The sequence below is a fragment of the Pseudomonas sp. D3-10 genome (assembly GCF_051132175.1).
Lineage (GTDB): Bacteria > Pseudomonadota > Gammaproteobacteria > Pseudomonadales > Pseudomonadaceae > Aquipseudomonas.
Map to the genome: position 1 here is coordinate 654,018 of NZ_CP071668.1, position 24,916 is coordinate 678,933.

23 protein-coding genes are annotated in these 24,916 nt (G+C 60.1%); 10 read left to right on the forward strand and 13 right to left on the reverse strand.

What is annotated here, in order from left to right; genetic code table 11:
* The first annotated feature begins 280 nt into the window (after positions 1–280).
* Complete coding sequence (gene azu, locus J3P90_RS02800) at positions 281–727, forward strand: azurin (RefSeq protein WP_434560950.1); 447 nt, start codon at positions 281–283, stop codon at positions 725–727.
* Between the two features lie 111 nt (positions 728–838).
* Here azu and nadE read toward each other — a convergent pair whose 3' ends face one another.
* From nadE to J3P90_RS02815, 3 genes are all read right to left on the reverse strand, one after another.
* Positions 839–1,666, reverse strand: a complete 828-nt coding sequence (gene nadE, locus J3P90_RS02805) for an ammonia-dependent NAD(+) synthetase (protein ID WP_420766209.1) — start codon at positions 1,664–1,666, stop codon at positions 839–841.
* 4 nt (positions 1,667–1,670) lie between these two features.
* Positions 1,671–2,897 (reverse strand): nicotinate phosphoribosyltransferase, encoded by a 1,227-nt coding sequence (gene pncB, locus J3P90_RS02810; protein ID WP_420766210.1) that lies wholly within the window; start codon positions 2,895–2,897, stop codon positions 1,671–1,673.
* A 136-nt stretch (positions 2,898–3,033) separates the two neighbouring features.
* Positions 3,034–3,945, reverse strand: coding sequence for a LysR family transcriptional regulator (locus J3P90_RS02815; RefSeq protein ID WP_420766211.1), 912 nt, complete (start codon positions 3,943–3,945; stop codon positions 3,034–3,036).
* 191 nt (positions 3,946–4,136) lie between these two features.
* Here J3P90_RS02815 and amaB point away from each other — a divergent pair, with 191 nt between their 5' ends.
* The 8 genes from amaB to J3P90_RS02855 all read left to right on the forward strand — a co-directional run bounded on the left by amaB (position 4,137) and on the right by J3P90_RS02855 (position 14,149).
* A complete protein-coding gene (gene amaB, locus J3P90_RS02820) occupies positions 4,137–5,627 on the forward strand; it encodes an L-piperidine-6-carboxylate dehydrogenase (protein ID WP_420766212.1) in 1,491 nt (496 codons plus the stop codon).
* A gap of 147 nt (positions 5,628–5,774) precedes the next feature.
* Positions 5,775–7,058: an L-pipecolate oxidase gene (gene amaA, locus J3P90_RS02825; RefSeq protein ID WP_434675797.1), complete on the forward strand. Its 1,284-nt coding sequence runs from the start codon at positions 5,775–5,777 to the stop codon at positions 7,056–7,058.
* 370 nt (positions 7,059–7,428) lie between these two features.
* Entirely contained in the window at positions 7,429–8,565 is a 1,137-nt protein-coding gene (locus tag J3P90_RS02830) for an ABC transporter substrate-binding protein (RefSeq protein ID WP_420766214.1), read from the forward strand.
* A 191-nt stretch (positions 8,566–8,756) separates the two neighbouring features.
* Complete coding sequence (locus J3P90_RS02835) at positions 8,757–9,671, forward strand: ABC transporter permease subunit (RefSeq protein ID WP_420766215.1); 915 nt, start codon at positions 8,757–8,759, stop codon at positions 9,669–9,671.
* A 2-nt stretch (positions 9,672–9,673) separates the two neighbouring features.
* On the forward strand, positions 9,674–10,954 hold the full coding sequence (gene livM / locus J3P90_RS02840) for a high-affinity branched-chain amino acid ABC transporter permease LivM (RefSeq protein WP_434560944.1): 1,281 nt from the start codon (positions 9,674–9,676) through the stop codon (positions 10,952–10,954).
* Positions 10,951–11,823 carry an ABC transporter ATP-binding protein gene (locus J3P90_RS02845; protein WP_420766217.1) on the forward strand — a complete coding sequence of 291 codons (873 nt, stop codon included), beginning with the start codon at positions 10,951–10,953 and terminating at the stop codon, positions 11,821–11,823. Before livM ends, J3P90_RS02845 begins: the two co-directional genes overlap by 4 nt.
* Positions 11,820–12,536, forward strand: a complete 717-nt coding sequence (locus J3P90_RS02850) for an ABC transporter ATP-binding protein (protein ID WP_053117959.1) — start codon at positions 11,820–11,822, stop codon at positions 12,534–12,536. Before J3P90_RS02845 ends, J3P90_RS02850 begins: the two co-directional genes overlap by 4 nt.
* An 848-nt stretch (positions 12,537–13,384) precedes the next feature.
* Positions 13,385–14,149: an SDR family oxidoreductase gene (locus tag J3P90_RS02855; protein WP_434608057.1), complete on the forward strand. Its 765-nt coding sequence runs from the start codon at positions 13,385–13,387 to the stop codon at positions 14,147–14,149.
* Positions 14,150–14,221: 72 nt separating this feature from the next.
* Here J3P90_RS02855 and J3P90_RS02860 read toward each other — a convergent pair whose 3' ends face one another.
* From J3P90_RS02860 to J3P90_RS02900, 9 genes are all read right to left on the reverse strand, one after another.
* Positions 14,222–15,355, reverse strand: coding sequence for an AGE family epimerase/isomerase (locus J3P90_RS02860; RefSeq protein ID WP_434675798.1), 1,134 nt, complete (start codon positions 15,353–15,355; stop codon positions 14,222–14,224).
* A gap of 181 nt (positions 15,356–15,536) precedes the next feature.
* Positions 15,537–16,109 (reverse strand): HupE/UreJ family protein, encoded by a 573-nt coding sequence (locus tag J3P90_RS02865; protein ID WP_434560938.1) that lies wholly within the window; start codon positions 16,107–16,109, stop codon positions 15,537–15,539.
* A 30-nt stretch (positions 16,110–16,139) separates the two neighbouring features.
* On the reverse strand, positions 16,140–16,754 hold the full coding sequence (gene ureG / locus J3P90_RS02870) for an urease accessory protein UreG (protein ID WP_420766222.1): 615 nt from the start codon (positions 16,752–16,754) through the stop codon (positions 16,140–16,142).
* A 9-nt stretch (positions 16,755–16,763) separates the two neighbouring features.
* Positions 16,764–17,438, reverse strand: coding sequence for an urease accessory protein UreF (locus J3P90_RS02875; protein WP_434560936.1), 675 nt, complete (start codon positions 17,436–17,438; stop codon positions 16,764–16,766).
* Complete coding sequence (gene ureE / locus J3P90_RS02880; RefSeq protein ID WP_434649100.1) at positions 17,435–17,935, reverse strand: urease accessory protein UreE; 501 nt, start codon at positions 17,933–17,935, stop codon at positions 17,435–17,437. The genes J3P90_RS02875 and ureE overlap by 4 nt, the downstream gene beginning before the upstream one ends.
* Positions 17,936–18,303: 368 nt before the next feature.
* Positions 18,304–18,690: a hypothetical protein gene (locus J3P90_RS02885; RefSeq protein ID WP_420766225.1), complete on the reverse strand. Its 387-nt coding sequence runs from the start codon at positions 18,688–18,690 to the stop codon at positions 18,304–18,306.
* On the reverse strand, positions 18,687–20,099 hold the full coding sequence (locus J3P90_RS02890; RefSeq protein ID WP_434675799.1) for a PAAR domain-containing protein: 1,413 nt from the start codon (positions 20,097–20,099) through the stop codon (positions 18,687–18,689). The genes J3P90_RS02885 and J3P90_RS02890 overlap by 4 nt, the downstream gene beginning before the upstream one ends.
* Before the next feature lie 357 nt (positions 20,100–20,456).
* Positions 20,457–21,089, reverse strand: a complete 633-nt coding sequence (locus J3P90_RS02895; protein WP_039592574.1) for a TetR family transcriptional regulator — start codon at positions 21,087–21,089, stop codon at positions 20,457–20,459.
* Between the two features lie 152 nt (positions 21,090–21,241).
* Positions 21,242–21,793, reverse strand: coding sequence for a hypothetical protein (locus J3P90_RS02900; RefSeq protein ID WP_434675800.1), 552 nt, complete (start codon positions 21,791–21,793; stop codon positions 21,242–21,244).
* 390 nt (positions 21,794–22,183) lie between these two features.
* On the opposite strand from J3P90_RS02900, the gene J3P90_RS02905 reads away from it, so the two are divergent.
* The gene (locus J3P90_RS02905) at positions 22,184–24,259 is read left to right on the forward strand and encodes an AsmA family protein (protein WP_434675801.1); all 2,076 of its coding nucleotides are present in this window, start codon (positions 22,184–22,186) and stop codon (positions 24,257–24,259) included.
* 116 nt (positions 24,260–24,375) lie between these two features.
* On the opposite strand, the gene J3P90_RS02910 is transcribed toward J3P90_RS02905, so the two are convergent.
* Positions 24,376–24,906 carry a ferritin-like domain-containing protein gene (locus J3P90_RS02910; protein WP_420766229.1) on the reverse strand — a complete coding sequence of 177 codons (531 nt, stop codon included), beginning with the start codon at positions 24,904–24,906 and terminating at the stop codon, positions 24,376–24,378.
* Between the last annotated feature and the right edge of the window lie 10 nt (positions 24,907–24,916).

Consider the following 24,916-nt stretch of genomic DNA (forward strand, 5'->3'; position numbering starts at 1 on the left):
AATTAAACCTCGCGGCGAGGTTTTTCATAGGTGCCACTGGCACCGCAGGCGTAGGCGGCGAGCAAGCTGCATAACAGGCTGTTGAGGTTCATGACCAGCACTCCAGGGTTGATGGGACAGATCTTAGAGGTGCGTCATACTTCTGGCCGGTTGATTCTGTCCATCAGGCTGATAGTCTTAAGTTGTATACAATCTTTGACTCAGGTCATAGGAACTTGCCAGAAAATCAGGCAGTCTTCCCCTCTGACGGATTTCGTTAACCATGCTTTGGAGATTCATGATGTTCGCCAAACTTGTAGCAGTATCCCTGTTGACGCTGGCCAGCAGCCAACTGATGGCAGCGGAGTGCAAAACCACCATCGATTCCACCGACCAGATGACCTTCAGCACCAAGGCCATCGAAATCGATAAGAGCTGCAAGACGTTCACCGTTGAGCTGACTCACTCGGGTAACCTGCCGAAAAACGTGATGGGTCATAACTGGGTGCTGAGCAAAGAGGCCGACATGCAGCCGATCGCCACCGATGGCCTGGGCGCCGGTATCGACAAGAACTATCTCAAGGAGGGTGACGCCCGCGTTATCGCACACACCAAGGTTATCGGCGCCAAGGAAACCGACTCGGTGACTTTCGATGTCTCTAAGCTGGACGCTGCCGAGAAGTACGGTTTCTTCTGCTCGTTCCCGGGCCACATCTCGATGATGAAAGGCACGGTTACCCTGAAGTAACAAATTTCAGGCAGAAAAAAGCGCCCCCGTGCAGGGCGCTTTTTTTATACCAGGCAATAACCTTTGTGGGAGCAAGCTTGCTCCTACATGGGCCTGTCCACCAAATGGTGGTCAAGGAGCGTACGGCATCACTCGCTTGTGCTCGGTCTTGCGGTAGGTGTCGCAGATAATCTTCGCCGCTTCTTCGCGAATCGGTTGGCCATGCAGGAACGCGTCGATCTCGGCATAGGTCACGCCGTGGGCCGCTTCGTCCGGCTTGCCAGGCGACAGGTCTTCCAGGTCGGCGGTGGGGACTTTTTCCACCAGCGATTCCGGCGCGCCAAAGTCGCGGGCGATGGCCCGGACCTGGTTTTTCACCAGCCCACTCAGCGGCGCCAGGTCGCAGGCGCCGTCACCGAACTTGGTGAAGAACCCCATCACCGCTTCGGCCGCATGATCGGTGCCGATCACCATGCCCTGTTCGGCGCCGGCGATGGTGTATTGCGCCACCATGCGCATCCGCGCCTTGGTATTGCCCAACACGAAATCCCGCGAGCCCGGCGCCTTGCCCTCGAACGCGAGGACTTCCTTGGCCAATGCCTTGACCGCCGGGCCGATATTGACGGTATGGCGCTCGTCTGGCTCGATGAAATCGACACAGGCCTGGGCTTCGTGTTCGTCGAACTGGGTCTCGTACGGTAAGCGCACGGCAACGAACTTGTACGCCGCATTGCCGGTTTTTTCCCGCAACTCGCGCACGGCACGCTGGGCCAACAGGCCGGCGGTCAACGAGTCGACCCCGCCGCTGATGCCCAGTACCAGGCTCTTGAGCCCGGAGTTGACGAGGCAGTCCTGGATGAAGCTCACCCGACGAGCGATTTCGGCCTTGAGGGCGGCGTCATCGGCAAATGGCGGTTGGACCTTGAGCTGTTCAGCAATCTCACGCTGTACGGCTTGCATGAATTCACTCCTTGCTTGATGTGCCAGAAAGGGCGGCAGGTACTTGGAAAACATGTCGCATATAGGCGACGAAATTCGGGTCCTTGCAGTGGGTCTTACCGGGCTCGTCTGAAATCTTGGCCACGGGTTGCCCGTCACAACTGATCATTTTAAGCACGATGCTCATGGGCTCCACGCCTGGAATGTCACAGGTCAGGTTGGTCCCGATACCAAAGCTCACATTAATGCGACCACGCAAGGCGCGGAAAATCTCCAGGCATTTTGGCAATGTCAGGCTGTCGGAGAACACCAGGGTCTTGCTCATCGGGTCGATACCCAGCTTGTGATAGTGGGCAATGGCTTTCTCGGCCCAGATGACCGGGTCACCCGAATCATGGCGCAAGCCGTCAAACAGCTTGGCGAAGAACAGATCGAAATCCTTGAGGAAGGCGTCCATGGTGATGCAATCGGTCAGCGCGATGCCCAGCAGCCCTCGGTATTCGCGCACCCAGCAGTCGAGCGCGGCGATCTGACTGTCGATCAGCCTTGGGCCCAGTTGCTGGTGAGCCATGATCCACTCATGGGCCATGGTGCCCAAGGGTTTCATGTCCAGTTCACGGGACAGATGCACGTTGCTGGTGCCGACGAAGCGTCCCGGGAAGTCGTGCTTGAGCACGTTGACCACTTCTTCCTGGGTTCGGTAGGAGAACCGACGGCGGGTGCCGAAATCGGCCACTTGCAGTTCGGACAATTCCTCGGCACTGGCATTGGCGTTCAGCCAGTCGAACTTGCGATAAAGCTGTTCCCGCGCCTGTTCCAGAACGATTTCACGGTAGCGATAGCGGTTGCGCACTTCGCTGACAATGGCCAGCAAAGGCACTTCGAACAGGATGACGTGCAGCCATGGCCCGCGCAGGCGGATAAACAGCTCGCCGTTTTCGATGCCCGTGTGCACATAGCGCAGGTTGAAACGGAACAGGCCCAGAAAGCGCAGGAAGTCCGGTTTCAAGAAGCAGATGCGTTCGAGAAAACCCAACTGGTCGGCGCTCAGGCTCAGCTCGGCCAAGCGTTCGATCTGGAAGCGGATCTCCGCCAGGTAGGGCCGCAGGTCTTCGCTGTTTCGGCAGCGGAACTCCCACTCCACTTCGACGTTGGGGTAGTTATGCAGCACCGCCTGCATCATCGTCAGCTTGTAGAAGTCGGTGTCGAGCAGGTTCTGCACGATGCGATCGGCAAATACACTCTCGCTCATAACGTGAATCTCCAGACAGGTGGCTGCGGCGGGCAGCGGCGTACGGCAGTTCGTAGTGAAAGGGCTAGTGGCGCATAACCGTGGTGGGTTTTGCCAGTGTTTTTTGCCTCACACGCCTTTGTGGCGAGGAGCCCTCTTATTGTTGCGCAATATCAGCACCGTCGATCTGCTCCAACATCCACTCCACGAACATCCGCACCTTGGGCACTTCCGCCGAATGTTCCGGATAAGCCAGATAATAGGCATTGGTGCTGGGCATCGCATGCTGCCAGGGAATGACCAGCTTGCCGTCGGCCAGTTCTTCTTCCACCAGGAACCTGGGCAGCAGGGCCACGCCGCAGCCGACCTGGGCTGCGCGGATGCACATATAGAAGGTTTCGAAGCGCGGCCCGTGGTAGCTGTGTTCGGTGTGATAACCCAGGTCTTCGAACCAGTCGTGCCAAGCCTGTGGGCGCGAGGCGTTTTGCAGCAGGACCAGATCGGTCAGTTGCGTCGGGTCGGTGAAAGGCTGGTCCGGCAGGCTGCCCGGAGCGCAGACTGGCACCAGTTCTTCGCCGAACAGTTTCAAGGATTCAGTTCCGGGTCGTGAGGCTTGGCCAAAATAGAACGCCAGGTCACTGCGACCTTGCTGTAAGTCATCGGCCTCTTGCTCGCTGCACAGGTCCAGATGAATGCTGGGATGGCGCAGGCGCCAGCCCTTGAGCCGTGGGACCAGCCAGCGCGCACCGAACGTTGGTGGCGTAGACACGCGCAGGACTTCGGTGTCACCACCGTAGGAACGCAGGTAATGAGTGGACATCTCAACTTGGGTGAGGATTTTTCGTACTTCCCCCAGGTACAAATCCCCTGCGGGAGTCAATTGCAGGCGTCGACGCACGCGACGGAACAGCAAATGCTGGAGCAACTCTTCCAACTGCGCGACCTGTTTGCTGACGGCGCTCTGGGTCAGGTTCAATTCTTCGGCGGCGCGGGTGAAGCTCAGGTGACGGGTCACCGCTTCGAAGCACTGCAGCGCGGTGATCGACGGCAAATAGCGTTTATTGAGCATGATGGAGCCTTATTTTTTGTCGCTCTGCTTTTGTGCTGAAGAGTCTGCTTCAGTGGCAGCATGAATAAACGGAATGATATCTCGCTTAAAGGTCGTTTGTTGGCAAGTCTCGGGCCAGCTACAACTACAGGTCTGATCAGCCGTGTTCGTCCGGCTGCCAACCCATTGTCTTTCGCTTGAGGAATTTACCCATGGTTGCTGCATTGCTTGATCGTCTGGGTGTCGACCCGGCCTTGTACCAGAACGGCACACAGCCAGTGCATTCGCCCATCGATGGCAGTCGCATCGGCGCGGTGAACTGGGAAGGCGCCGCCGAGGTCGAGCAGCAGGTCAGCCGGGCCGAGCATGCCTTTGACCTGTGGCGCAAGGTGCCGGCCCCCCGTCGTGGCGAGCTGGTGCGCCAGTTCGGCGATCTGTTGCGTGAATACAAGGCCGACCTCGGTGAACTGGTGTCCTGGGAAGCCGGCAAAATCACCCAGGAAGGCCTGGGCGAAGTGCAAGAGATGATCGACATCTGCGATTTCGCCGTCGGCCTGTCCCGCCAGCTTTACGGCCTGACCATCGCGTCGGAGCGCCCCGGCCATCACATGCGTGAGACCTGGCACCCGCTGGGCGTGGTCGGCGTAATCAGCGCCTTCAACTTTCCTGTTGCAGTCTGGGCCTGGAACACCACGTTGGCCCTGGTCTGCGGCAACCCGGTGATCTGGAAGCCTTCGGAAAAGACTCCGCTGACCGCCCTGGCGTGCCAGGCCTTGTTCGAGCGCGTACTGAAGAACTTCAGCGACGCGCCACCGTACCTGAGCCAGGTGATCATCGGCGGTCGCGATGCCGGCGAAGCCTTGGTGGACGACCCGCGCGTGGCGTTGATCAGCGCCACAGGCAGCACCCGCATGGGGCGTGAAGTGGCGCCGAAAGTCGCGGCGCGCTTCGCCCGCAGCATTCTCGAATTGGGCGGTAACAACGCCATGATTCTGGCCCCGAGCGCCGACCTGGACATGGCGGTGCGCGCGATCCTGTTCAGCGCCGTCGGCACCGCCGGCCAGCGCTGCACCACCTTGCGCCGGCTGATCGCCCATGAGTCGGTGAAGGAAGAAATCGTCACCCGGCTCAAGGCTGCTTACTCGAAAGTGCGCATCGGTCATCCGTTGGAAGGCAATCTGGTGGGCCCGCTGATCGACAAGCAAAGCTTCGAGAACATGCAGGACGCACTGGAGCAGGCCCTGAGCGAAGGCGGGCGGGTGTTTGGCGGCAAGCGCCAGCTCGAAGATCAGTTCCCGAATGCCTATTACGTTTCGCCCGCCATCGTCGAGATGCCGGAGCAAAGCGACGTGGTGCGCCATGAAACGTTCGCACCGATTCTTTATGTGGTCGGCTACAAGGATTTCGCTGAAGCGCTGGACTTGAACAACTCCGTGCCCCAGGGCCTGTCCTCCTGCATTTTCACCACCGACGTGCGTGAAGCCGAGCAATTCATGTCGGCGGTGGGCAGCGACTGCGGCATCGCCAACGTCAACATCGGCCCGAGCGGCGCGGAAATCGGCGGCGCCTTCGGTGGCGAAAAGGAAACCGGCGGCGGTCGCGAATCCGGCTCCGATGCATGGCGCGCCTACATGCGCCGTCAGACAAACACCGTGAATTACTCGCTGGAGTTGCCGTTGGCGCAGGGGATTACGTTTGACTGAGAACCGGTCAAGTGTCCTTGTGGGAGCGAGTCTGCTCGCGATAGCGGTGTGCCAATCACTTCTGATGTGACTGATTCGCCGCCATCGCGAGCAGGCTCGCTCCTACATTGAATTGTGTGTTTGTTGGGTTTCTGTTGGAGTCTGGCAATGCCGTTACGCGAAGAATGTCTGTGGGAAAAACTGACGCCGCAAAGGCCTGAAAATACTGCGCTCACTGGCGAGATCAAGGTGGACGTCTGCGTCATCGGCGCAGGTTTTACCGGCCTGTCGGCGGCGGTGCATTTGCTGGAGCAAGGCAAGCGTGTCGCGGTGCTTGAAGCTCATCGGGCCGGGCATGGCGGATCGGGGCGTAACGTTGGGCTGGTGAATGCCGGCCTGTGGATCCCGCCGGACGAGATCGAGGCTGGGTTTGGCGCGGCAGTGGGCAGCCAGCTCAACCGTATGCTGGGCGCCGCGCCGGCGTTGGTGTTCAGCCTTGTCGACAAGTACGCCATCGATTGCCAGCTGCGCCGCGAAGGTACCTTGCACATGGCCCATAACGCCCGGGGCGAGGCGGACCTGCGCAGCCGCGAAGAACAATGGAAGCGCCGTGGCGCGCCGGTTGAGCTGCTCACCGGCCAAGCCTGTGTCGATGCCACCGGCACCGACAAGATCGCCGCGGCGTTGCTCGATCGTCGGGCCGGCACGCTCAATCCGATGGCCTATGCCAGTGGACTGGCCAAAGCCGCCAAGGATCTTGGCGCCCAGATGTTCGACCATTCGCCGGTGACGCGGTTGGAGCGCCAAGGCCAGCGTTGGTCGGTTCAGACCGCCCAGGGCTCGGTGCTGGCCGAGCAAGTCGTGATCGCCTCCAACGCCTATACCGAGGGCGACTGGACCGAATTGCGGCGCAATTTTTTCCCCGGTTATTACTACCAGGTGGCCTCGGTCACGCTGGACGACGAGGCGGCCCGACGCATCCTGCCGGGCGGGCAGGGCTCTTGGGATACCCGCCAGGTGTTGAGCAGCATTCGCCGGGACAAGGACGGTCGCCTGCTGCTGGGCAGCCTGGGCAACGGTAACCGCAAGCCAGCCTGGTTCCTCAAGGCCTGGGCTGACCGGGTGCAGCAGCACTATTTCCCTTACCTGAAGCCGGTGGAATGGGAATGCACCTGGACCGGTTGCATCGCTTTCACGCCTGATCATTTGATGCGTCTGTTCGAACCGGCCCCCGGCCTGGTGGCAGTGACCGGTTACAACGGGCGGGGCGTGACCACCGGCACTGTCGTGGGCAAGGCATTTGCCGATTACCTGTGCCACGGCGATGCCAAGGCGCTGCCGATCCCCTTCGCGCCGATGCAGCCTTTGGCGGGTGTCGGCCTGCGCAGTTGCCTGTATGAAGCGGGCTTTTCGCTGTACCACGCGGGCCAGTGCTTGCGCATCGTCATCTGATTGTTGAAAAGTGTTTCGGATGGCGGCGTTTTTTAGTTCAACGTCTAGCCTGTTATGGTGCGGGTTGTAGCAGCCGCGCACCGACAGTGTGCAGTTCGGTGACGTAGGTTGTTACACAGTGGTTGCACGCCGTTTCATGCGGCGGTTGCAATGATGGCTCAGGGAGGGTTTTACCTACTTTTAAATCAGGTTGCACCTCTTGCGGTTTAGACGGTTGCACGCCCTGTGAAAAAGGGCCCGAAACAGTCGAAATAACAATAAAGCAGCGACTTTTTTAAGAATAAAAAACCGATGGCACGGCCCTTGCTCTGAGCTTTTCAGTGAAGTGAAGTCGCAGTGCCAACTAAAAAAAACCTTGGAGCACCACCTCATGTCCCAGACGTTTTACAAGAAAGGCTTTCTGGCCCTCGCAGTGGCAACTGCGCTGGGTGTTTCTGCGTTTGCTCAAGCTGATGTGAAATTCGGTGTGGCGGGGCCGATGACCGGTGCCAACGCTGCGTTTGGCGAGCAATACATGAAAGGTGCGCAGGCAGCGGCCGATGTCATCAACAAAGCGGGTGGCGTCAACGGCGAAAAAATCGTACTGGTAGCCGGCGACGACGCCTGCGAACCCAAGCAAGCCGTGGCCGTGGCCAACCGTCTGGTTGACCAGGACAAGGTCATCGGTGTGGTCGGGCACTTCTGCTCGTCCAACACCATCCCGGCTTCCGAGGTCTATGACGAAGCCGGCGTCATCGCCATGACCCCTGGCTCCACCAACCCTGCCGTGACCGAGCGTGGCCTGAGCGCGATGTTCCGTATGTGCGGTCGTGACGACCAGCAAGGCATCGTGGCCGGCGACTACATCGTCGATGTTCTCAAGGGCAAGAAAGTCGTCGTGCTGCACGACAAGGACACCTACGGCCAAGGCCTGGCGGATGCCACCAAGGCACAACTGGCCAAGCGTGGTGTGACCCCGGTGTTGTACGAAGGCCTGACCCGTGGTGAAAAAGACTTCAGCGCCGTGGTCACCAAGATCCGTTCGGCCGGTGCCGACGTGGTCTACTTCGGCGGCCTGCATCCGGAAGCCGGCCCGTTGGTTCGCCAGCTGCGCGAACAAGGCCTCAAGGACGTGAAATTCATGTCCGATGACGGCATCGTCACCGACGAACTGGTCACCACCGCTGGCGGCGCGCAATACGTCGATGGCGTGTACATGACCTTTGGCGCCGACCCACGCCTGCTGCCCGACAGCAAGGCCGTAGTGGACGCTTTCCGTGCCCAGGGCGTCGAGCCTGAAGGCTACACGTTGTACGCCTATGCGTCGGTCCAGGCCTTGGCCGCCGGCTTCAACGGCGCCAAGTCCAACAAGGGCGAAGACGCTGCCAAGTGGCTGAAAGCCAACCCGGTGAAAACCGTCATGGGCGAAAAAACCTGGGATTCCAAGGGTGACCTGAAAGTCTCCGACTACGTGGTCTACCAGTGGGACAAGGATGGCAAATACCACCAGTTGGAAAAACAGAAGTAATTTGAAGGGATGACTAGCCTGTGGCGAGGGAGCAAGCTCCCTCGCCACAGAGACTGTGCTCACCCTGTCCTGATTGGCATTAGCCAACGGCCCGTCTGTTTTTTTCTACGAGCCGCACATTTTTGGGCGCTGGGCTTCGAACCCGTCGTCGCGTCCCCGGGATGTGCTGTCTCACTGCGTGAGATTGCGTTATGGATGGTATTTTCCTGCAGCAACTGATCAATGGCCTGACCCTCGGGTCGGTCTATGGTCTGATCGCCATCGGCTACACAATGGTCTACGGCATCATCGGCATGATCAACTTCGCCCACGGCGAGGTTTACATGATTTCCGCTTACCTCGCGGCAATCAGTCTGGCTCTGCTGGCTTACTTCGGTATCGAATCCTTTCCGCTGATGATCCTTGGCACCCTCGTGTTCACGGTCGTGGTCACCGGGGTCTACGGCTGGGTCATCGAACGCGTCGCCTACAAACCCCTGCGCAACTCAACCCGGCTGGCACCGCTGATCAGTGCCATCGGCATTTCGCTGATCCTGCAAAACTACGCACAGATCAGCCAGGGCGCCCGCCAACAGGGTGTTCCGACACTGCTTGAAGGCGCCATGCGCGTCGACATCGGTACCGGTTTCGTGCAGCTCACCTACACCAAGATCTTCATTCTGATCGCCGCGTTCGCCGGCATGGCGCTGCTGACCTACATCATCAAGTACACCAAGCTCGGACGCATGTGCCGCGCCACCCAGCAAGACCGCAAGATGGCCTCGATCCTGGGGATCAACACCGACCGGGTGATTTCCTACGTGTTCATCATCGGTGCAGCCATGGCGGCCCTGGCCGGTGTGCTGATCACCATGAACTACGGCACCTTCGACTTCTATGCCGGCTTCATCATCGGCATCAAGGCGTTCACCGCGGCGGTACTCGGCGGCATCGGCTCCCTGCCTGGGGCGATGCTCGGCGGGATCATCCTCGGGATTTCCGAGTCGCTGTTCTCCGGTCTGATCAACTCCGACTACAAAGACGTGTTCAGTTTCTCGCTGCTGGTGCTGATTCTGATCTTCCGTCCCCAAGGCCTGTTGGGTCGCCCACTCGTGGCGAAGGTGTAAGTATGTCTGCTGCCAATAAACCGCTTGATATCAAACAGAGCGTCATCGACGCGATCCTGGCCGGCCTGATCTCGCTGATTGTGTTCGGGCCGATCGTCGGCGTGGTGCTCGATGGCTACAGTTTCAACCTGCAGCCGGCCCGCGTCGGCTGGCTGGTGGCGATCGTGATGGTCGGGCGCTTTGCCCTGAGCCTGTTCCTGCAAACCCCCAAGGGACTCAAGATTCTCCAGGGTTTCGAGAGCACCGGCTCCGGCGTGCATGTGCTGCCTCCGGACTACAAGTCGCGCCTGCGCTGGATCATCCCGGCGCTGATCGTGATCGCCATCGTGTTTCCATTCTTCGCCAACAAGTACGTGCTGACGGTGGTCATCCTCGGGCTGATTTACGTGCTGTTGGGCCTGGGCCTGAACATCGTGGTCGGCCTGGCCGGGCTGCTCGACCTGGGTTATGTGGCGTTCTACGCCATCGGTGCCTATGGGCTGGCGCTGGGCTACCAATACCTGGGGCTGGGTTTCTGGACCGTGTTGCCGCTGGCCGCCATCGCAGCGGCGATGGCCGGGTGCATATTGGGCTTCCCGGTGTTGCGAATGCACGGTGACTACCTGGCCATCGTGACCCTGGGGTTTGGCGAAATCATCCGGTTGGTGCTCAATAACTGGCTGTCGTTCACTGGCGGACCGAATGGCATGCCGGTGCCTTCCCCGACCTTCATGGGCCTGGAATTTGGCAGGCGAGCGAAGGACGGTGGGGTGCCGTTCCATGAGTTCTTCGGCATCGACTACAACCCCAACGTCAAATTCCTGTTCATTTACATCGTGCTGTTCATCACCGTCCTGTTGGTGCTGTATATCAAGCATCGCCTGACCCGCATGCCGGTCGGTCGCGCCTGGGAAGCCTTGCGCGAAGATGAAATTGCCTGCCGCTCCATGGGCCTGAACCATGTGCTGGTCAAGCTCTCGGCCTTCACCATCGGTGCCTCCACCGCGGGCCTGGCGGGTGTGTTTTTCGCCAGCTATCAGGGCTTCGTCAACCCATCCTCGTTCACCTTCTTCGAGTCGGCGCTGATTCTGGCCATCGTCGTGCTGGGCGGCATGGGGTCGACGGTGGGTGTAGTGATCGCGGCATTCGTGCTCACCGTGGCACCGGAGCTTCTGCGCAGTTTCTCTGAATACCGGGTGCTGCTGTTCGGCGTGTTGATGGTGTTGATGATGATCTGGCGCCCGCGCGGCCTGATTCGTATCAGCCGTACCGGCGTGACGCCGCGCAAGGGGGTAGCGCCATGAGCGAAGTCGTACTCAAAGTCGAAAACCTGATGATGCAGTTTGGTGGCATCAAAGCCCTCAGCGACGTGAGCCTGCAGGTCGAGCGCAACTCGATCTTCGCCCTGATCGGCCCCAACGGCGCGGGCAAGACCACCGTGTTCAACTGCCTGACCGGCTTCTACAAGGCCTCGGGCGGCAAGATCGAACTCAACGTACGCGGCGAACAGACCAACGTGATCAAGCTGTTGGGCGAAGCGTTTCGTCCTACTGATTTTGTCTCGCCGAAATCCTTCGCCAGCCGGCTGTACTACAAGATGTTCGGCGGCACCCACCTGGTGAACCGCGCCGGCCTGGCGCGCACCTTCCAGAACATTCGTCTGTTCAAGGAAATGTCGGTACTGGAAAACCTGCTGGTGGCCCAGCACATGTGGGTCAACCGCAGCCTGATCGCGGGCATCCTCAACACCAAGGGCTATCGCAAAGCTGAAAGCGACGCCCTGGACCATGCCTTCTATTGGCTGGAAGTGGTGGACTTGGTGGATTGCGCCAACCGCCTGGCCGGCGAGCTTTCCTACGGCCAGCAGCGCCGCCTGGAAATCGCCCGGGCCATGTGCACGCGTCCGCAGATCATCTGCCTCGACGAACCGGCCGCCGGCCTCAACCCCCAGGAAACCGAAGCGCTGAGCGCAATGATTCGGCTGCTGCGCGACGAGCATGATTTGACCGTGGTGCTGATCGAACACGACATGGGCATGGTGATGAGTATTTCCGACCACATCGTGGTGCTGGACCACGGCAACGTGATCGCCGAGGGTGGTCCCGAGGCGATTCGCAACGATCCGAAGGTGATCGCGGCCTACCTGGGCGCCGACGAAGAGGAGCTGGTATGAGTGGACCTATCCTCGAACTCAAGGAACTGGACGTATTTTACGGGCCGATCCAGGCCCTGAAGAAAGTCTCGATGCACATTGGCGAAGGCGAAACGGTGAGCCTGATCGGCTCCAACGGCGCGGGCAAATCCACGCTGCTGATGTCGATCTTCGGCCAGCCCCGCGCTGCGGGCGGGCAGATCATCTACCAAGGCGTGGACATCACCCACAAGTCGTCGCACTACATCGCCTCCAACGGTATCGCCCAATCGCCGGAAGGACGGCGGGTATTCCCGGACATGACCGTCGAGGAAAACCTGCTGATGGGCACCATCCCCATTGGCGACAAATATGCCAGCGAAGACATGCAGCGCATGTTCGAGTTGTTTCCCCGGCTCAAGGAGCGGCGCAACCAGCGGGCCATGACCATGTCCGGCGGCGAGCAACAAATGCTCGCCATTGCCCGGGCACTGATGAGCCGGCCGAAGTTGTTGCTGCTCGATGAGCCGAGCCTGGGGCTGGCGCCGATCGTGGTGAAACAGATCTTCGCCACCCTGCGTGAATTGGCTTCCACCGGGATGACTATTTTCCTGGTGGAACAGAACGCCAACCACGCGCTCAAGTTGTCGGACCGGGCCTATGTCATGGTCAACGGCGAAATCCGCCTGACCGGTACCGGCAAGGAACTGCTCGCCAACGAAGAGGTGCGTAACGCGTATCTTGGCGGCCATTGAGGCGGCGGCTGCAATGAGGAACCGGCGAGGGATCGCCGGTTTTTTTATTTCCCCAATTCACCTTCGGCCTCTGTGGGAGCGAGCCTGCTCGCGAAAGCGGTGGATCAGTCGACATCCATGTATCTGACACTTCGCCTTCGCGAGCAGGCTCGCTCCCACAGGGGCTTTGTACGTTTTTCAGAATTGTGGACAACAATCCTGACCCTCTGTGAAACCGCGACATAAAGTCGCCGCAAACAGTTGTTTTGTCACGGTTTTGACTTGTCCCCGTTTGCTGTGGAACTGGCTGTGGGTAACGTGGGAGTAGCTGGCTGTAAGCCTTTGAATACGTGCCTTTCAGGCCTGTGATCGTTTTTTGATCAGGCATTTTTGGTTAAAGGGGAGCGGCTGTTGTCAACAGTTTTATGTGGGTGGAAATGGGCTCGAAAGTCTGGGGGCAAGCCTGTGGATAAGTCTGTGACTAAACTCTGGAAAGACGGCGCTCAGCGGCGTGATTGCTGGCTTGGAGCCATCGCGGCATCAAGCGCCGCCTTATAGCAGATAACCTGATCTGCACAACCTGACTTGCCAGGTCAAGCGAAAAAATATTCCAAAACCCGCGCAAAGCCTTGTGCACAAAGGGTTACCGGTTTTCCACTTGCCCCCGTTTATTGTGGACCTACCTGTGGATAAGGTGCGGGCAACCCGCTGCGGCCCTTACTGGACAAGGCCTGACGCTTATTGTTTGTTTTTTGAGCAATCGCAGGATTAAAGCGTTGATCAAGCCTTGCCCCTGGCGGGCCAGCCCGGGCATGCTGTGGGCCGATTTCCATTCAATGGCTGTTTGAAGCCCAAGCAAGGAGAACACGATGTCTGACACCCTGTTTATCACTGGCGCGACGTCCGGTTTTGGTGAAGCCTGTGCCCGTCGTTTCGCCGAGGCCGGTTGGAAGCTGGTGCTGACCGGCCGTCGTGAAGAACGCCTCGATGCCCTTTGTGCCGAGCTGTCGAAGCAGACCGAGGTCCATGGCCTGGTGCTGGATGTGCGTGATCGCAAGGCCATGGAAGAGGCCATCGGCAACCTTCCGCCATCCTTTGCCACGCTGCGCGGGCTGATCAACAATGCCGGCCTGGCCTTGGGCGTCGATCCGGCGCCCAAGTGCGACCTTGATGATTGGGACACCATGGTCGACACCAATGTGAAAGGTCTGATCTACAGCACGCGCCTGCTGCTGCCGCGCCTGATCGCCCATGGTCGTGGCGCCGGGATCATCAACCTGGGTTCCATTGCCGGTAATTACCCGTATCCAGGCAGCCATGTTTATGGCGCGAGCAAGGCGTTCGTCAAACAGTTCTCCCTGAACCTGCGTTGCGACTTGCAAGGCACGGGTGTGCGGGTGAGCAACATCGAGCCGGGGCTGTGCGAGAGCGAGTTCTCGCTGGTGCGTTTTGGTGGCGACCAGGCGCGCTACGACGCGACCTACGCCGGCGCCGAGCCGATCCAACCGCAGGACATCGCCGACACCATTTTCTGGGTGCTCAACACCCCGGCGCACATCAACATCAACAGCCTCGAACTGATGCCGGTGAGCCAGACCTGGGCCGGGTTCGCCATCGAACGCAACAAGGCCTGACCGCTGGCCTTATTGAGCTGGAATTGATGAGCTCTTGTGGCGAGGGTGCAAGCTCCCTCGCCACGAAAAGTGTTACGCCAGGTAGTCGGCCAGACCGCGGTAGCAGGTCAGAAGATGATAAGGGGTGGTCGAAGGCATGTCCCGGCGGCTGACGATGCCGTCGGCGTCAAGACATTCATTCCAGCCCCGGGGATGCAGGAAATGCTGCTGCAGCGCTTGCAGTTGACGCAGCAAGGCATTGTCGCTTCCCGGGCGCAACGTCAATGCCCGCAGGTATTCCGCTTGGGCCCAGATGCGTTGAGTGGCGTCGCGTGGGGTCGATTGCGGCGCCAGGCTCAGCATCGCGCGTACCGCGCTGGAGTCCGGATCGACACCTTGTCGCTCGGTAAAACCAAAGCTGTGCTCCAGCGCCGCGTGCAGCTTGCCACCACGCAACAAGGGCGATGAGGCCAGCAGGAAATACCATTCGAATTGATGGCCTGGCTCGAACCAGTTATCCACAGCCTTGAGTGGTTTCTCCATCATGACCTTCTGTTCCGGGTCCACGAAGTGCCGGTACATCCCATCGCAAAGGCTCAGCAACGCCTGGCGCACGGTGGCATCGTCGCGAACCGAGAGGGTTGCCAGGAACGCTTCGGCCAGGTGCATCAGCGGATTCTGCAACGGGCCGGATTGGCAGGTCGACCAGTCACGCCCCAGGCTGGCTTCGTAGAGACCGTCTCCGGTGGCGAAGCGCCGGCTGATCACTTCCAGCGCGGCGTTCAACGTCGATTCCACCAACGGCTCGCGAACCTTGCCCCAGTAATGGGCGCAGGCGAACAGGATAAACGCGTGGGTATAAAGGTCTTTGCCCGTGTCCAGCGGCGCGCCCTGCGGGTCGATGCTGTAGAACCAGCCGCCATGTTCGGCGTCGTGGAAATGCCGCTGCAATGAGCGGAACAACGCGGCGGCGCGCTCCTCGGCCTGCGGCACCTCACCGATCAGGCTGGCGAACACATACAGCTGCCGCGCACAGGCCATGGCCCGGTAACGCTGGGGCGGCAGCGGCTGGTGCTGGCTGTCGAGGGATTCATAGGGCAACGCCAGTTCGGCATTCCAGCCCGGGCCCTGCCACATCGGCACGATCACGTCGTGAAAATGCTGGCGCACCGTGGCGAACAGGGCGGTCAATTCAGGCTGGGGAGCGGGGCGGGAAGCATCAGGCATTGGCGGACGTCGTCACGGCGGGGGCGAATGCGCGACATGGTAGCAGAGTGACCGACTCCAGAGAGATGACGCCTGTAAGTCCGTCATCGCGAGCAAGCTCGCTCCCACAGGGCGGGGCGTACACCGATCAAAGTGTGGGTACGAGCTTGCTCGCGATGAGGGCCGGCTGGGCGCTAGAGAATCAACCCGCCAACAGCCAAACCCCAGCCGCCGCCGAAGCCGCCCCAGCCAACCGCACCAATGGCGCCGCCGCTCGCGGCAACACCCGCACCAGCGCAAAACCTGCGCCGTGCAACGCCGCTGTCGCTGCGACAAAGCCTACGGCGTAAGCCCAGGGGCTGGACATGTCCGGCAGCTCCAAGCCATGGGCCACGCCATGGAACAGCGCAAACACCGCAGTCGCAGCGACAGCCAGGCCCAGCGGTGGACGCACGGCCAGTGCCACCGCCAGGCCCAGGGCGAGTACCGAGGCGGCGATCCCGCTTTCCAACGCCGGAAGGTGCAGGCCTTCAAAACCCAGCACGCCGCCAAGCAGCATTGCGCCGACGAAGGTACACGGCAGTGCCCAGCGCGCAGCGCCTTGTTGTTGGGCGGCCCACAAACCGACCGCGAGCATCGCCAGCAAATGATCGAGCCCGCCGATCGGGTGGCCCAGCCCGGCGATCAGGCCATTATCGCCGTGGCCGGGGTGGGCGAAGGCCAGCGCCGGGGTCAATAGCAGGGCGAGGGCGCCGCAGATACGTTTGCATGTCATGGAGAAGCTTCCTTGTTGGAATGGGAAAGATCACGCGGCCGTCAACAGGCCTTGGCGCTCGATGAAGGCGATGATGTCGTCCAGGCCCTGGCCGGTCTTCTGGTTGCTGAAGACGAACGGCTTGCCGTTGCGCATCCGCTGGGTATCGCTGTTCATCATTTCCAGGGACGCGCCGACCAGTGGCGCCAGGTCGATTTTGTTGATCACCAGCAAATCGGACTTGCAGATACCCGGCCCGCCTTTGCGCGGCAGCTTGTCGCCCGCCGAAACGTCGATGACGTAGATGGTCAGGTCTGACAGTTCGGGGCTGAAGGTAGCCGACAGGTTGTCACCGCCGGACTCCACCAGGATCAGGTCCAGGCCTGGGAAACGCCGGTTCAACTGGTCCACTGCTTCCAGATTGATCGACGCGTCTTCACGGATCGCCGTGTGTGGGCAGCCGCCGGTTTCGACGCCAATGATCCGTTCCGGCGCCAGGGCTTCGTTGCGCACCAGGAAGTCGGCGTCCTCGCGGGTATAGATGTCGTTGGTGACCACCGCGAGGTTGTAGCGCTCGCGCAGGGCCAGGCACAGGGCAAGCGTGAGCGCGGTCTTGCCGGAGCCCACCGGGCCGCCGATACCCACGCGCAGAGGTTGTGTGTTCATATGTGTCTCCTAGGAACGAAACAGGCGGCTGTACTGGCGCTCATGAGCCATGCACGCCAGGGACAGGCCAAACGCGGCGCTGCCGTAATGATCGGGATCGATGTTCGAGGCGATGTGCTGGGCTTGTTGAAGCACCGGCAGCAACTCGCTCGTCAGACGCTGGGCGGCTTGTTGACCCAGGGGCAGGGTTTTCATCAGCACCGCCAATTGGTTTTCCAGCCAGCTCCACAACCACGCGGCGAGGGCGTCCTGCGGGCCGATGTTCCAGGCGCGCGCCGCCAAGGCCCAGCCCAGCGCTAGGTGGGGTTCGCCGCGCTGCTGCAGAAAGTTCCGGGCCGCACTGTCGAGTTCCGGCAGGCCGGCGAGCAGCTGCTGCAACGAGTAACCCATCTGCCGGCTTTCCTGAAACAGCTCGCGGGTTTCCCGGCTGGCGCGGTGTTGCTCGCAAAGTTGCCGCAGCCCGTCCCAATCGTCAGCCGCGGCGGCTGTGCAATGGGCCAGCAGTAGAGGCGCTTCGAAGCGCGCCAGGTTCAGCAGCATTTGGTCGCTGAGCCATTGGCGTGCGTCGTCGGGCGTCCGAACCTGGCCGTTATCCACCGCCATTTCCAATCCCTGGGAATAGCTGTAGCCGCCAATCGGCAGTTGCGGACTGGCCAGGCGCAGCAGCGCCCAGGCCGGGTTCATGTGCGCACACCAAACTGGTGCAGGCGCGGCGCGTAGTTGAAATCTTCATCGCCGTGCCGGGAATGATGGTGGCCGCCGCCGTAGGCGCCGTGTTCTGGCTGGAATGGGGCTTCGATGGATTCGGCGGTGGCGCCCAACTGTTCGAGCATCGCCTTGAGCACGTAGTCGTCCAGCAAGCGCAGCCAGCCATCGCCTACTTGCAGGGCCACGTGGCGATTACCTAAGTGGTAGGCCGCGCGGGTCAACTCGAACGCATTGGCGCAGGTGACATGCAGCAACTGCTCGGGACGCGCGCAGACACGCACGATGCGCCCGTCCTCGGCCTGCAGGCATTCGCCATCGTACAGCGGTGGCTGGCCTCGTTCGAGGAACAGCCCCACGTCCTCGCCTTCGGCACTGAAACAGCGCAGGCGGCTTTTGCTGCGTGCGTCGAAGGTCAGGTGCAACTCGGCGTCCCAGCCTGGTTGTGTGTCGATTCTGCGGTGAATCACCAGCATCGGAGTGCTTCCAGCAATGAACATTGCTGTGTTTAGAGCAAGGGGCTTGCCAATCGAAGATGGTGTAGGAAATACCTGGGGATGGCGTTTCAGGATGGGGCGGATTGCGTGCCGTTATGGTGCGCTTGGTGGTGTTGCGCACCATCTTGTAGCTTGCACGGCGCACTGTGGAAGCGAGCTTGCTCGCGATAGTGGTAGACCAGCCGACATCAGAGTTGCCTGACCTGCCCCCATCGCGAGCAAGCTCGCTCCCAAACGAAAGCGCTGCCTAGTTCAAGCCTGACAGTGCCTTTCTGGCCATATGATGTGCTGACCATCGCGATCAGAGTTGAATCACAAGACACAGGTCGAGCTATGGGACAGGAAGACTAAGCGAGACCAAACTTAACGAGCATGGCAAGAGCAATCATTACCGATAGAAGTGCGATGACACACCACTGCAGTGCTACTAGCTTGCGCTTAAGGCTCGCGGGAAAACTATTTATGTCTTCGACATTAAGTCCGCCTCTTTTGAGGTAGAAATTGGGAAAGGTGATGAGTCCGGAAATACCGCCTACCAGCATCAATTTTCCCCAAGGACCACCATGGCGCAGTGATGCGATCGTCATGACAGCTGAACAATTTTTCAAGTGATCCAATATTAGGTCCATTTTTTTGTAAGCCAAGTACAGACACATTCCAATCCAAATGAAAATTCCTCCCAAATCAATTATCCCAACGACCATAAATAATTTTTCAGAGACGCTCACAGTCATTGGGCAGCCTCATAGATAAGTTCGCCTGTTTTTTCACCCAGTATTCCTCCAAGGACACCCCCCGCAAGCGACCCCGTTCCGACCACCAGAAGACCGCACCCCACCATTGCCAACCCTCCTGTCGGCACACTTAACCCGATACAGATCGCTCCAACCACAGGCCCAGTCAGGGCGGCGCCTGCTGCTACACCACCTGCCACGCCACCCGCGAAGCTGCCAGTCTCAGCGAACTTAACTTTCTTACAAGCCTGCGCACTATCTGCCGTGCAAACATCCTGGACCTTCATATACGAAGCGCCACCACCAATAATCGGGCCAACCCACCCCCCGTACTTGATGATTTTGGCCGCTTTGGAGACACCCTCAATATGTGTCGCATAACCTGGAATCTGACCTGCGCCACCAGCCTTGGTCCAACGGTGGACCAAACTGCGACTGGAGATGCCCAAGGCGCTTTTCAAGTTTGGATGATCTGGAAGCCCAGTGCCCTTTCGCGTCAGGGTGGTCAGATGAGTGTCGAGCCTAGAGAGCAGTTGTTTGCGCTCTGCAAAAAAATCCGACGACCGTAAGTGCCCATCGCGCCGGAAAGTACGTTGATGCAACGCCTCGATATCCCGCAGAACAGTTTTAACGTCCTCCAGATTTTTGGCGAAGATGGCTTCACCAACACCGATGGCAGTCGAGCCTTGGGCGAAGAAAGTCTCGATTTCATCTCGATGCCGGGCCATGAAGTCGGCCTCGTCCGCGCTTAGCGGCTCAAGGGCATCGTTGATCCATATTGCTGTTTCCATCAACAGCGCCTCTTCGCGGGTGCATTGATGATTGTTCGGATCGCTCAGCACGATCATCGAACCGGCCTTGACCACATCGCCATAAGGATTGAGCGCGCGGAATTTGCGCATCACCGCCGGGTCAGGTGATTGGAACAGCGTCGCCTCCAGCGCTTCGCGGGTCACGCTTCTGGGCACAACGTAGAAGCCCGGTTCCAGGGGTTCTACGCGGGTGGATGTGCGGGGCGGCGGGCTGATTGACGGGGCGAGAAACGATTGGCGTGAAGCACTTGGTGCGTGGGTCGCGGTCGCGGGCTGTGGAGCCGGCTGAGCGGCTCGGTTGGCTTGCGGTGCAGAATTCGCACCTTCATAAGTGGCCCAGGATACCGAGGGGATCAGTTGCGCTTTGCAGGGGCAGGTACTGTGACTATCCAACGTGCCGGCCATTCGCTTGCCATGGCTGACCATGTGCGCTATGCCGCCCCTGATCTGATAGATTTTTCCGTCCTTTCCACACGAAACCCGGTCCCCTTCGCGGGCGTGCAGCAGGCCGAACATATTGACCCTGCCATCGCCATCCAGCACTTCACCACCACACGTGGTCTTGTCGCCCCGGCCAATGAAATAGCCTCTGTTCATTGGGTGTTCTCCTTCATTTCATTCCGGCGCGCACGGCGGCCCACGGCTGGCTCTACCGTGGGCAAAAAATCTTCTGCGTTCATTTTCATGGCTCCTATACCAGTCCGTCTTACGCAAGGGCGCGTTGACAGTTCTCGGAAGCGATGAATAAGACGATGAGCCGCTGATTGAGCGCAATTCCGGCGCGGGTGGCATTTGCAGCGAATAGGAAAGTTCGCAGGCTCGGATGCGCCTTTTCCTACATCACGGAACATCTGTCCCGTGGTTTTTCGGGAGGCGGTGTGTCAGGTAAGCAATCAGGGGACTGAGACTCCGCCATCGCGAGCAAGCGCCTTCCCACTAAGGAAACATCAGGCGCTATTCGGTACTGCCCAATCCACGCCAATGCTTGAGGCCAATGAAGATGAACCGCAGTTGCTGGGTAATCTTCGCCTGGGGCGTGAGGTGCTCGGGCAGGGCTTCGGCGGGCGGGTCAATGATGTCCGGCAAGGTGGCGAAGACACTCTTGACGATGAGATCGGCCATTACGTTGAGCCCGGCGAGGTCCAGATGCTGGAGTTTCGGCATCAGCGCCAGGTCGGCGGCCAGGTCCGAGCTGATGTCTTCACGCAGCCTCGCGATGGCTTGTCGGACCGGCTGCGATCCACCGTATTGCTCGCGAGCCAGGAACAGGAACTGGGATCGGTTGGCATGAACCACGTCGAGAAAAATCCGCACTGACGCGTCGATGATGCCGCCCATGACGAACTCGTTGTGACGTACCAGTCGTATGGTTTCGCGAAAGGTCTGGCCGACTTCGCTGACGAGTGCCAGGCCCAATTGGTCCATGTCCTGGAAGTGTCGGTAGAACCCGGTCGGTACGATGCCTGCCGTCTTGGCCACTTCACGCAGGCTCAGGCTGCCGAACCCCCTGCCACATTCCATCAAGTGGCGGGCTGCGTCCATCAGGGCGTTTCGGGTCTGTTGTTTCTGTTCGGCGCGGGGCAGCATCGCAGGACTGACTTCCGAGTCATGGGAGCGACGCACTCTAGCAAATCGGCTTTGCCGTCGTCGAACGGTAGGAGGTAATCGGGTAAAACGAGGTGCTGGAAAATCAAAAGCCCGATTCAAGGAATCGGGCTTTTTTCATAACCACCATGGGCTCAGCTCACTTCGCCGCGGCGTTTGATGACGCGATCGCCGCCGTCCGCAGCAAGCAGTTGGCCTTGTGGAGTGCGACCGGAACCATCGGCAGCCAAGGTCTGGCCTTGTGGAGTGCGGTCGGAACCGTCAGCGGCCAGGGATTCGCCCAGTGGGGTGCGGTCGGAACCGTCAGCGGCCAGGGATTCGCCCAGTGGGGTGCGGTCGGAACCGTCAGCGGCCAGGGATTCGCCCAGTGGAGTACGGTCGGAACCATCGGCAGCCAAGGTCTGGCCTTGTGGAGTACGGTCGGAGCCATCGGCAGCCAAGGTCTGGCCTTGTGGAGTACGGTCGGAGCCATCGGCAGCCAAGGTCTGGCCTTGTGGAGTACGGTCGGAGCCACCTTCAACCAGGCCTTTTTCTTCCAGGCGGTCACGGCCACCTTCGGCGACGGTTTGGCTGTAGACAGAGTGGCTGTCCTTGACCTGTGGAGTGGCTTGTTCGGAAGCTGGCAGGGCGAAAGCGGTAGAGGCCAGCAGTGAAAGGGAAAGGCTCATCAGTATTTGGCGTTTCATGATCGTTGCTCCTCGGGAGGGCTGAAAAGTGGGTACGAGGGCAATGCTACTCTCGATAAGTCGATATAAAAGTTCATAAAGACAATGGTAATAATCAACAGAATTGATTGTTCCGCGCAAAGGCTCTAGAACGGGGGTTTCAGGGCAGCAGTTTTGCCCTGAAGTGGGTAGTTTGTACTCACTCGCGCCCCGCAGATGTGCGGGGGCGGTAACAGGTAGCTGTCGAGTCGGTCAGGTTCGTGCGTGTTTTTTTAGTGCCGTTCGTCACCCTTGGTGGTAAACCTGTTGGCCGTTTTGCCTGTCCAACGATCATCGCAACGAGCCGGCTACAGGTTCGTGCTGCCCCAGACGTCGCGGTCCGGACGTCCATCTGCCTCAGGAGCCTTGTGCATGACGCGCACCTCAAAAATCTTCGCCTGGGGCTTTGCCTGCCTCGTTGTCCTGCTGACCGTGCTGGTGCTGTTCATCGCGTTCTTCGATTGGAACCGCATCAAGCCTGCGCTCAATGCCAAGGTTTCCGAAGAGCTGCATCGCCCATTCGCAATCAATGGCAACCTGGCGGTGATCTGGCGGCGCGAACCCCGCGAGGGCGGCTGGCGGGCATGGCTGCCATGGCCGCATGTGGTCGCCGAAGACCTGACCCTGGGCAACCCGGATTGGTCGAAGCTCCCGCAGATGGTCACGCTCAAGCGCGTCGAGTTGCATATCTCGCCCCTGGCGTTGCTGGCGCGGCGGGTGGCCATCCCGCGTATCGACCTGACCGGCCCCGACGCCAGCCTGCAGCGCCTGGCCGATGGACGGGCCAATTGGACTTTCCAGTTCGATCCAAAGGACCCGGACGCCGAACCGTCCAGTTGGGTGGTGGACATCGGCGCCATCGGTTTTGACAAGGGGCATGTCACGCTCGACGACCAGACGCTCAAGACCCGGCTCGACGTGCTGGTCGACCCGTTGGGCAAGCCCATTCCCTTCAGTGATATCGTCGGGGAAAAAACCGCGAAAAGAACCCGGGAACAGGGCTCGTCACCACAAGACTATGCCTTTGCCTTCAAGGTCGACGGGCAATATCACGGGCAGGGTCTCAGCGGATCCGGCAAGGTCGGCGGCCTGCTGGCGTTGCAGGATGCGGCACAACCTTTTCCATTGCAGGCCCAGGCGAAGATCGCCGACACCCGCGTCGAACTGGCCGGCACCCTGACCGACCCAAAGAACCTCGGCGCCCTTGACCTGCGTTTGAAGCTGTCCGGCAACAGCCTGGCCAATCTTTACCCGCTGACGGGCGTGACCCTGCCGGATTCGCCACCGTATTCCACGGACGGCCGATTGATCGCCAAGCTCCACGAGCCGGACGGCGCACAGTTTCGCTACGAGGCGTTCAACGGCAAGATTGGCGACAGTGACATCCACGGTAACCTGGCCTATGTCGCCAGCCAGCCCCGGCCGAAACTCAGCGGTGCGCTGGTGTCCGACCAGTTGTTGTTCAGTGATTTGGCGCCGCTGATCGGCGCGGACTCCAATGCCGAACAAAAAGCCCGTGGCGGCGCCAGCAAACAACCGTCCGACAAGGTGTTGCCGGTGGAGGAGTTCCGCACCGAACGCTGGAGTGCGATGGACGCCGACGTGGAGTTCACCGGCAAGCGTATCGTTCACAGCGAGCAGTTGCCGTTCACCGATCTCTACACGCACCTGGTGCTCAACGACGGCCAACTGAGCCTGGAGCCCCTGCGCTTTGGCGTCGCCGGTGGCCGGCTCGATGCGCAGATCCGCCTCAACGGCCACACCCAGCCCCTCGAAGGCCAGGCGAAATTGACTGCGCGGGGCTTCAAGCTCAAGCAGTTGTTCCCGGGATTCGAGCCAATGAAGACCAGTTTTGGTGAACTCAATGGCGACGCGGATATTTCCGGACGCGGCAATTCGGTGGCGGCGTTGCTGGGCACCTCCAATGGCACCCTGAAGATGCTCATCAACGACGGCGCCATCAGCCGCGAGCTGATGGAACTGGCGGGGCTCAACGTCGGCAATTACGTGGTGGGAAAAATCTTTGGCGACAAGGAAGTGAAGATCAACTGCGCAGCGGCTGACTTCGATATCAAGACCGGCTTGGCGACCACGCGCCTGTTCGTGTTCGACACCGAGAACGCGATTATCTATATCGACGGTACGGCGAACATGGCCACCGAACAACTGGACCTGACCGTCACGCCCGAGTCCAAGGGCTGGCGGTTGATTTCTCTACGCTCGCCGCTGTACGTGCGGGGCACGTTTGCCAACCCTGCCGCCGGCGTCAAGGCCGTGCCACTGATGTTGCGCGGTGCCGGGATGGTTGCCCTGGGTGTCATCGCCGCACCGGCGGCGGGGCTGTTGGCCCTGGTCGCGCCCAGCGGTGGCGAGCCGAACCAGTGCGCGCCGTTGCTTGAACAGATGAAGGGGGGCAAGGCGCCGGTCACGGTCAAGCCTACTCGGTAGCCGAGTAGTGATGCTACCGGCCTCACCGCGAGCAGGCTCGCTCCCGCCTTCGATCGAGTTTCTTCAAAAGAAGAACGCGATCCCCTGTGGGTGCGAGCCTGCTCTCGAAAGGCGGATCAGAGATCGGCCAGGATATCGGCCATGTCATCAGCGTGCTCTTCTTCCTGGGCCAGGATGTCTTCGAAGATGCGCCGAGTGGTTGGGTCTTTTTCGCCGATGTATTGGACGATTTCCCGATAGCTGTCGATGGCGATACGTTCGGCGACCAAGTCTTCGAACACCATTTCCTTGAGCGTATTGCCTGCCACGTACTGGGCGTGGGAGTGCCGGGTCAACAGGTCGGGGTTGAATTCCGGTTCGCCACCCAGTTGCACGATGCGTTCGGCGAGCCTGTCGGCGTGCTCGGATTCCTGGTTGGCGTGTTCCAGAAACTCACTCGCCGCGACACCGGCCTTCAGGCCGGTGGCCATGAAATAGTGACGCTTGTAGCGCAGTGTGCAGACCAGTTCGGTGGCCAATGCTTCGTTGAGCAGGCGGATGATTTCCTGTCGATCGGCGTTGTAGCCTTCGGTGACCGCGCCGTTTTGGACGTTCTGGCGCGCACGTTCGCGCAGGGTCGTGACGTCGGATAAGTGCATGTCGCTCATCTCGTTCTCC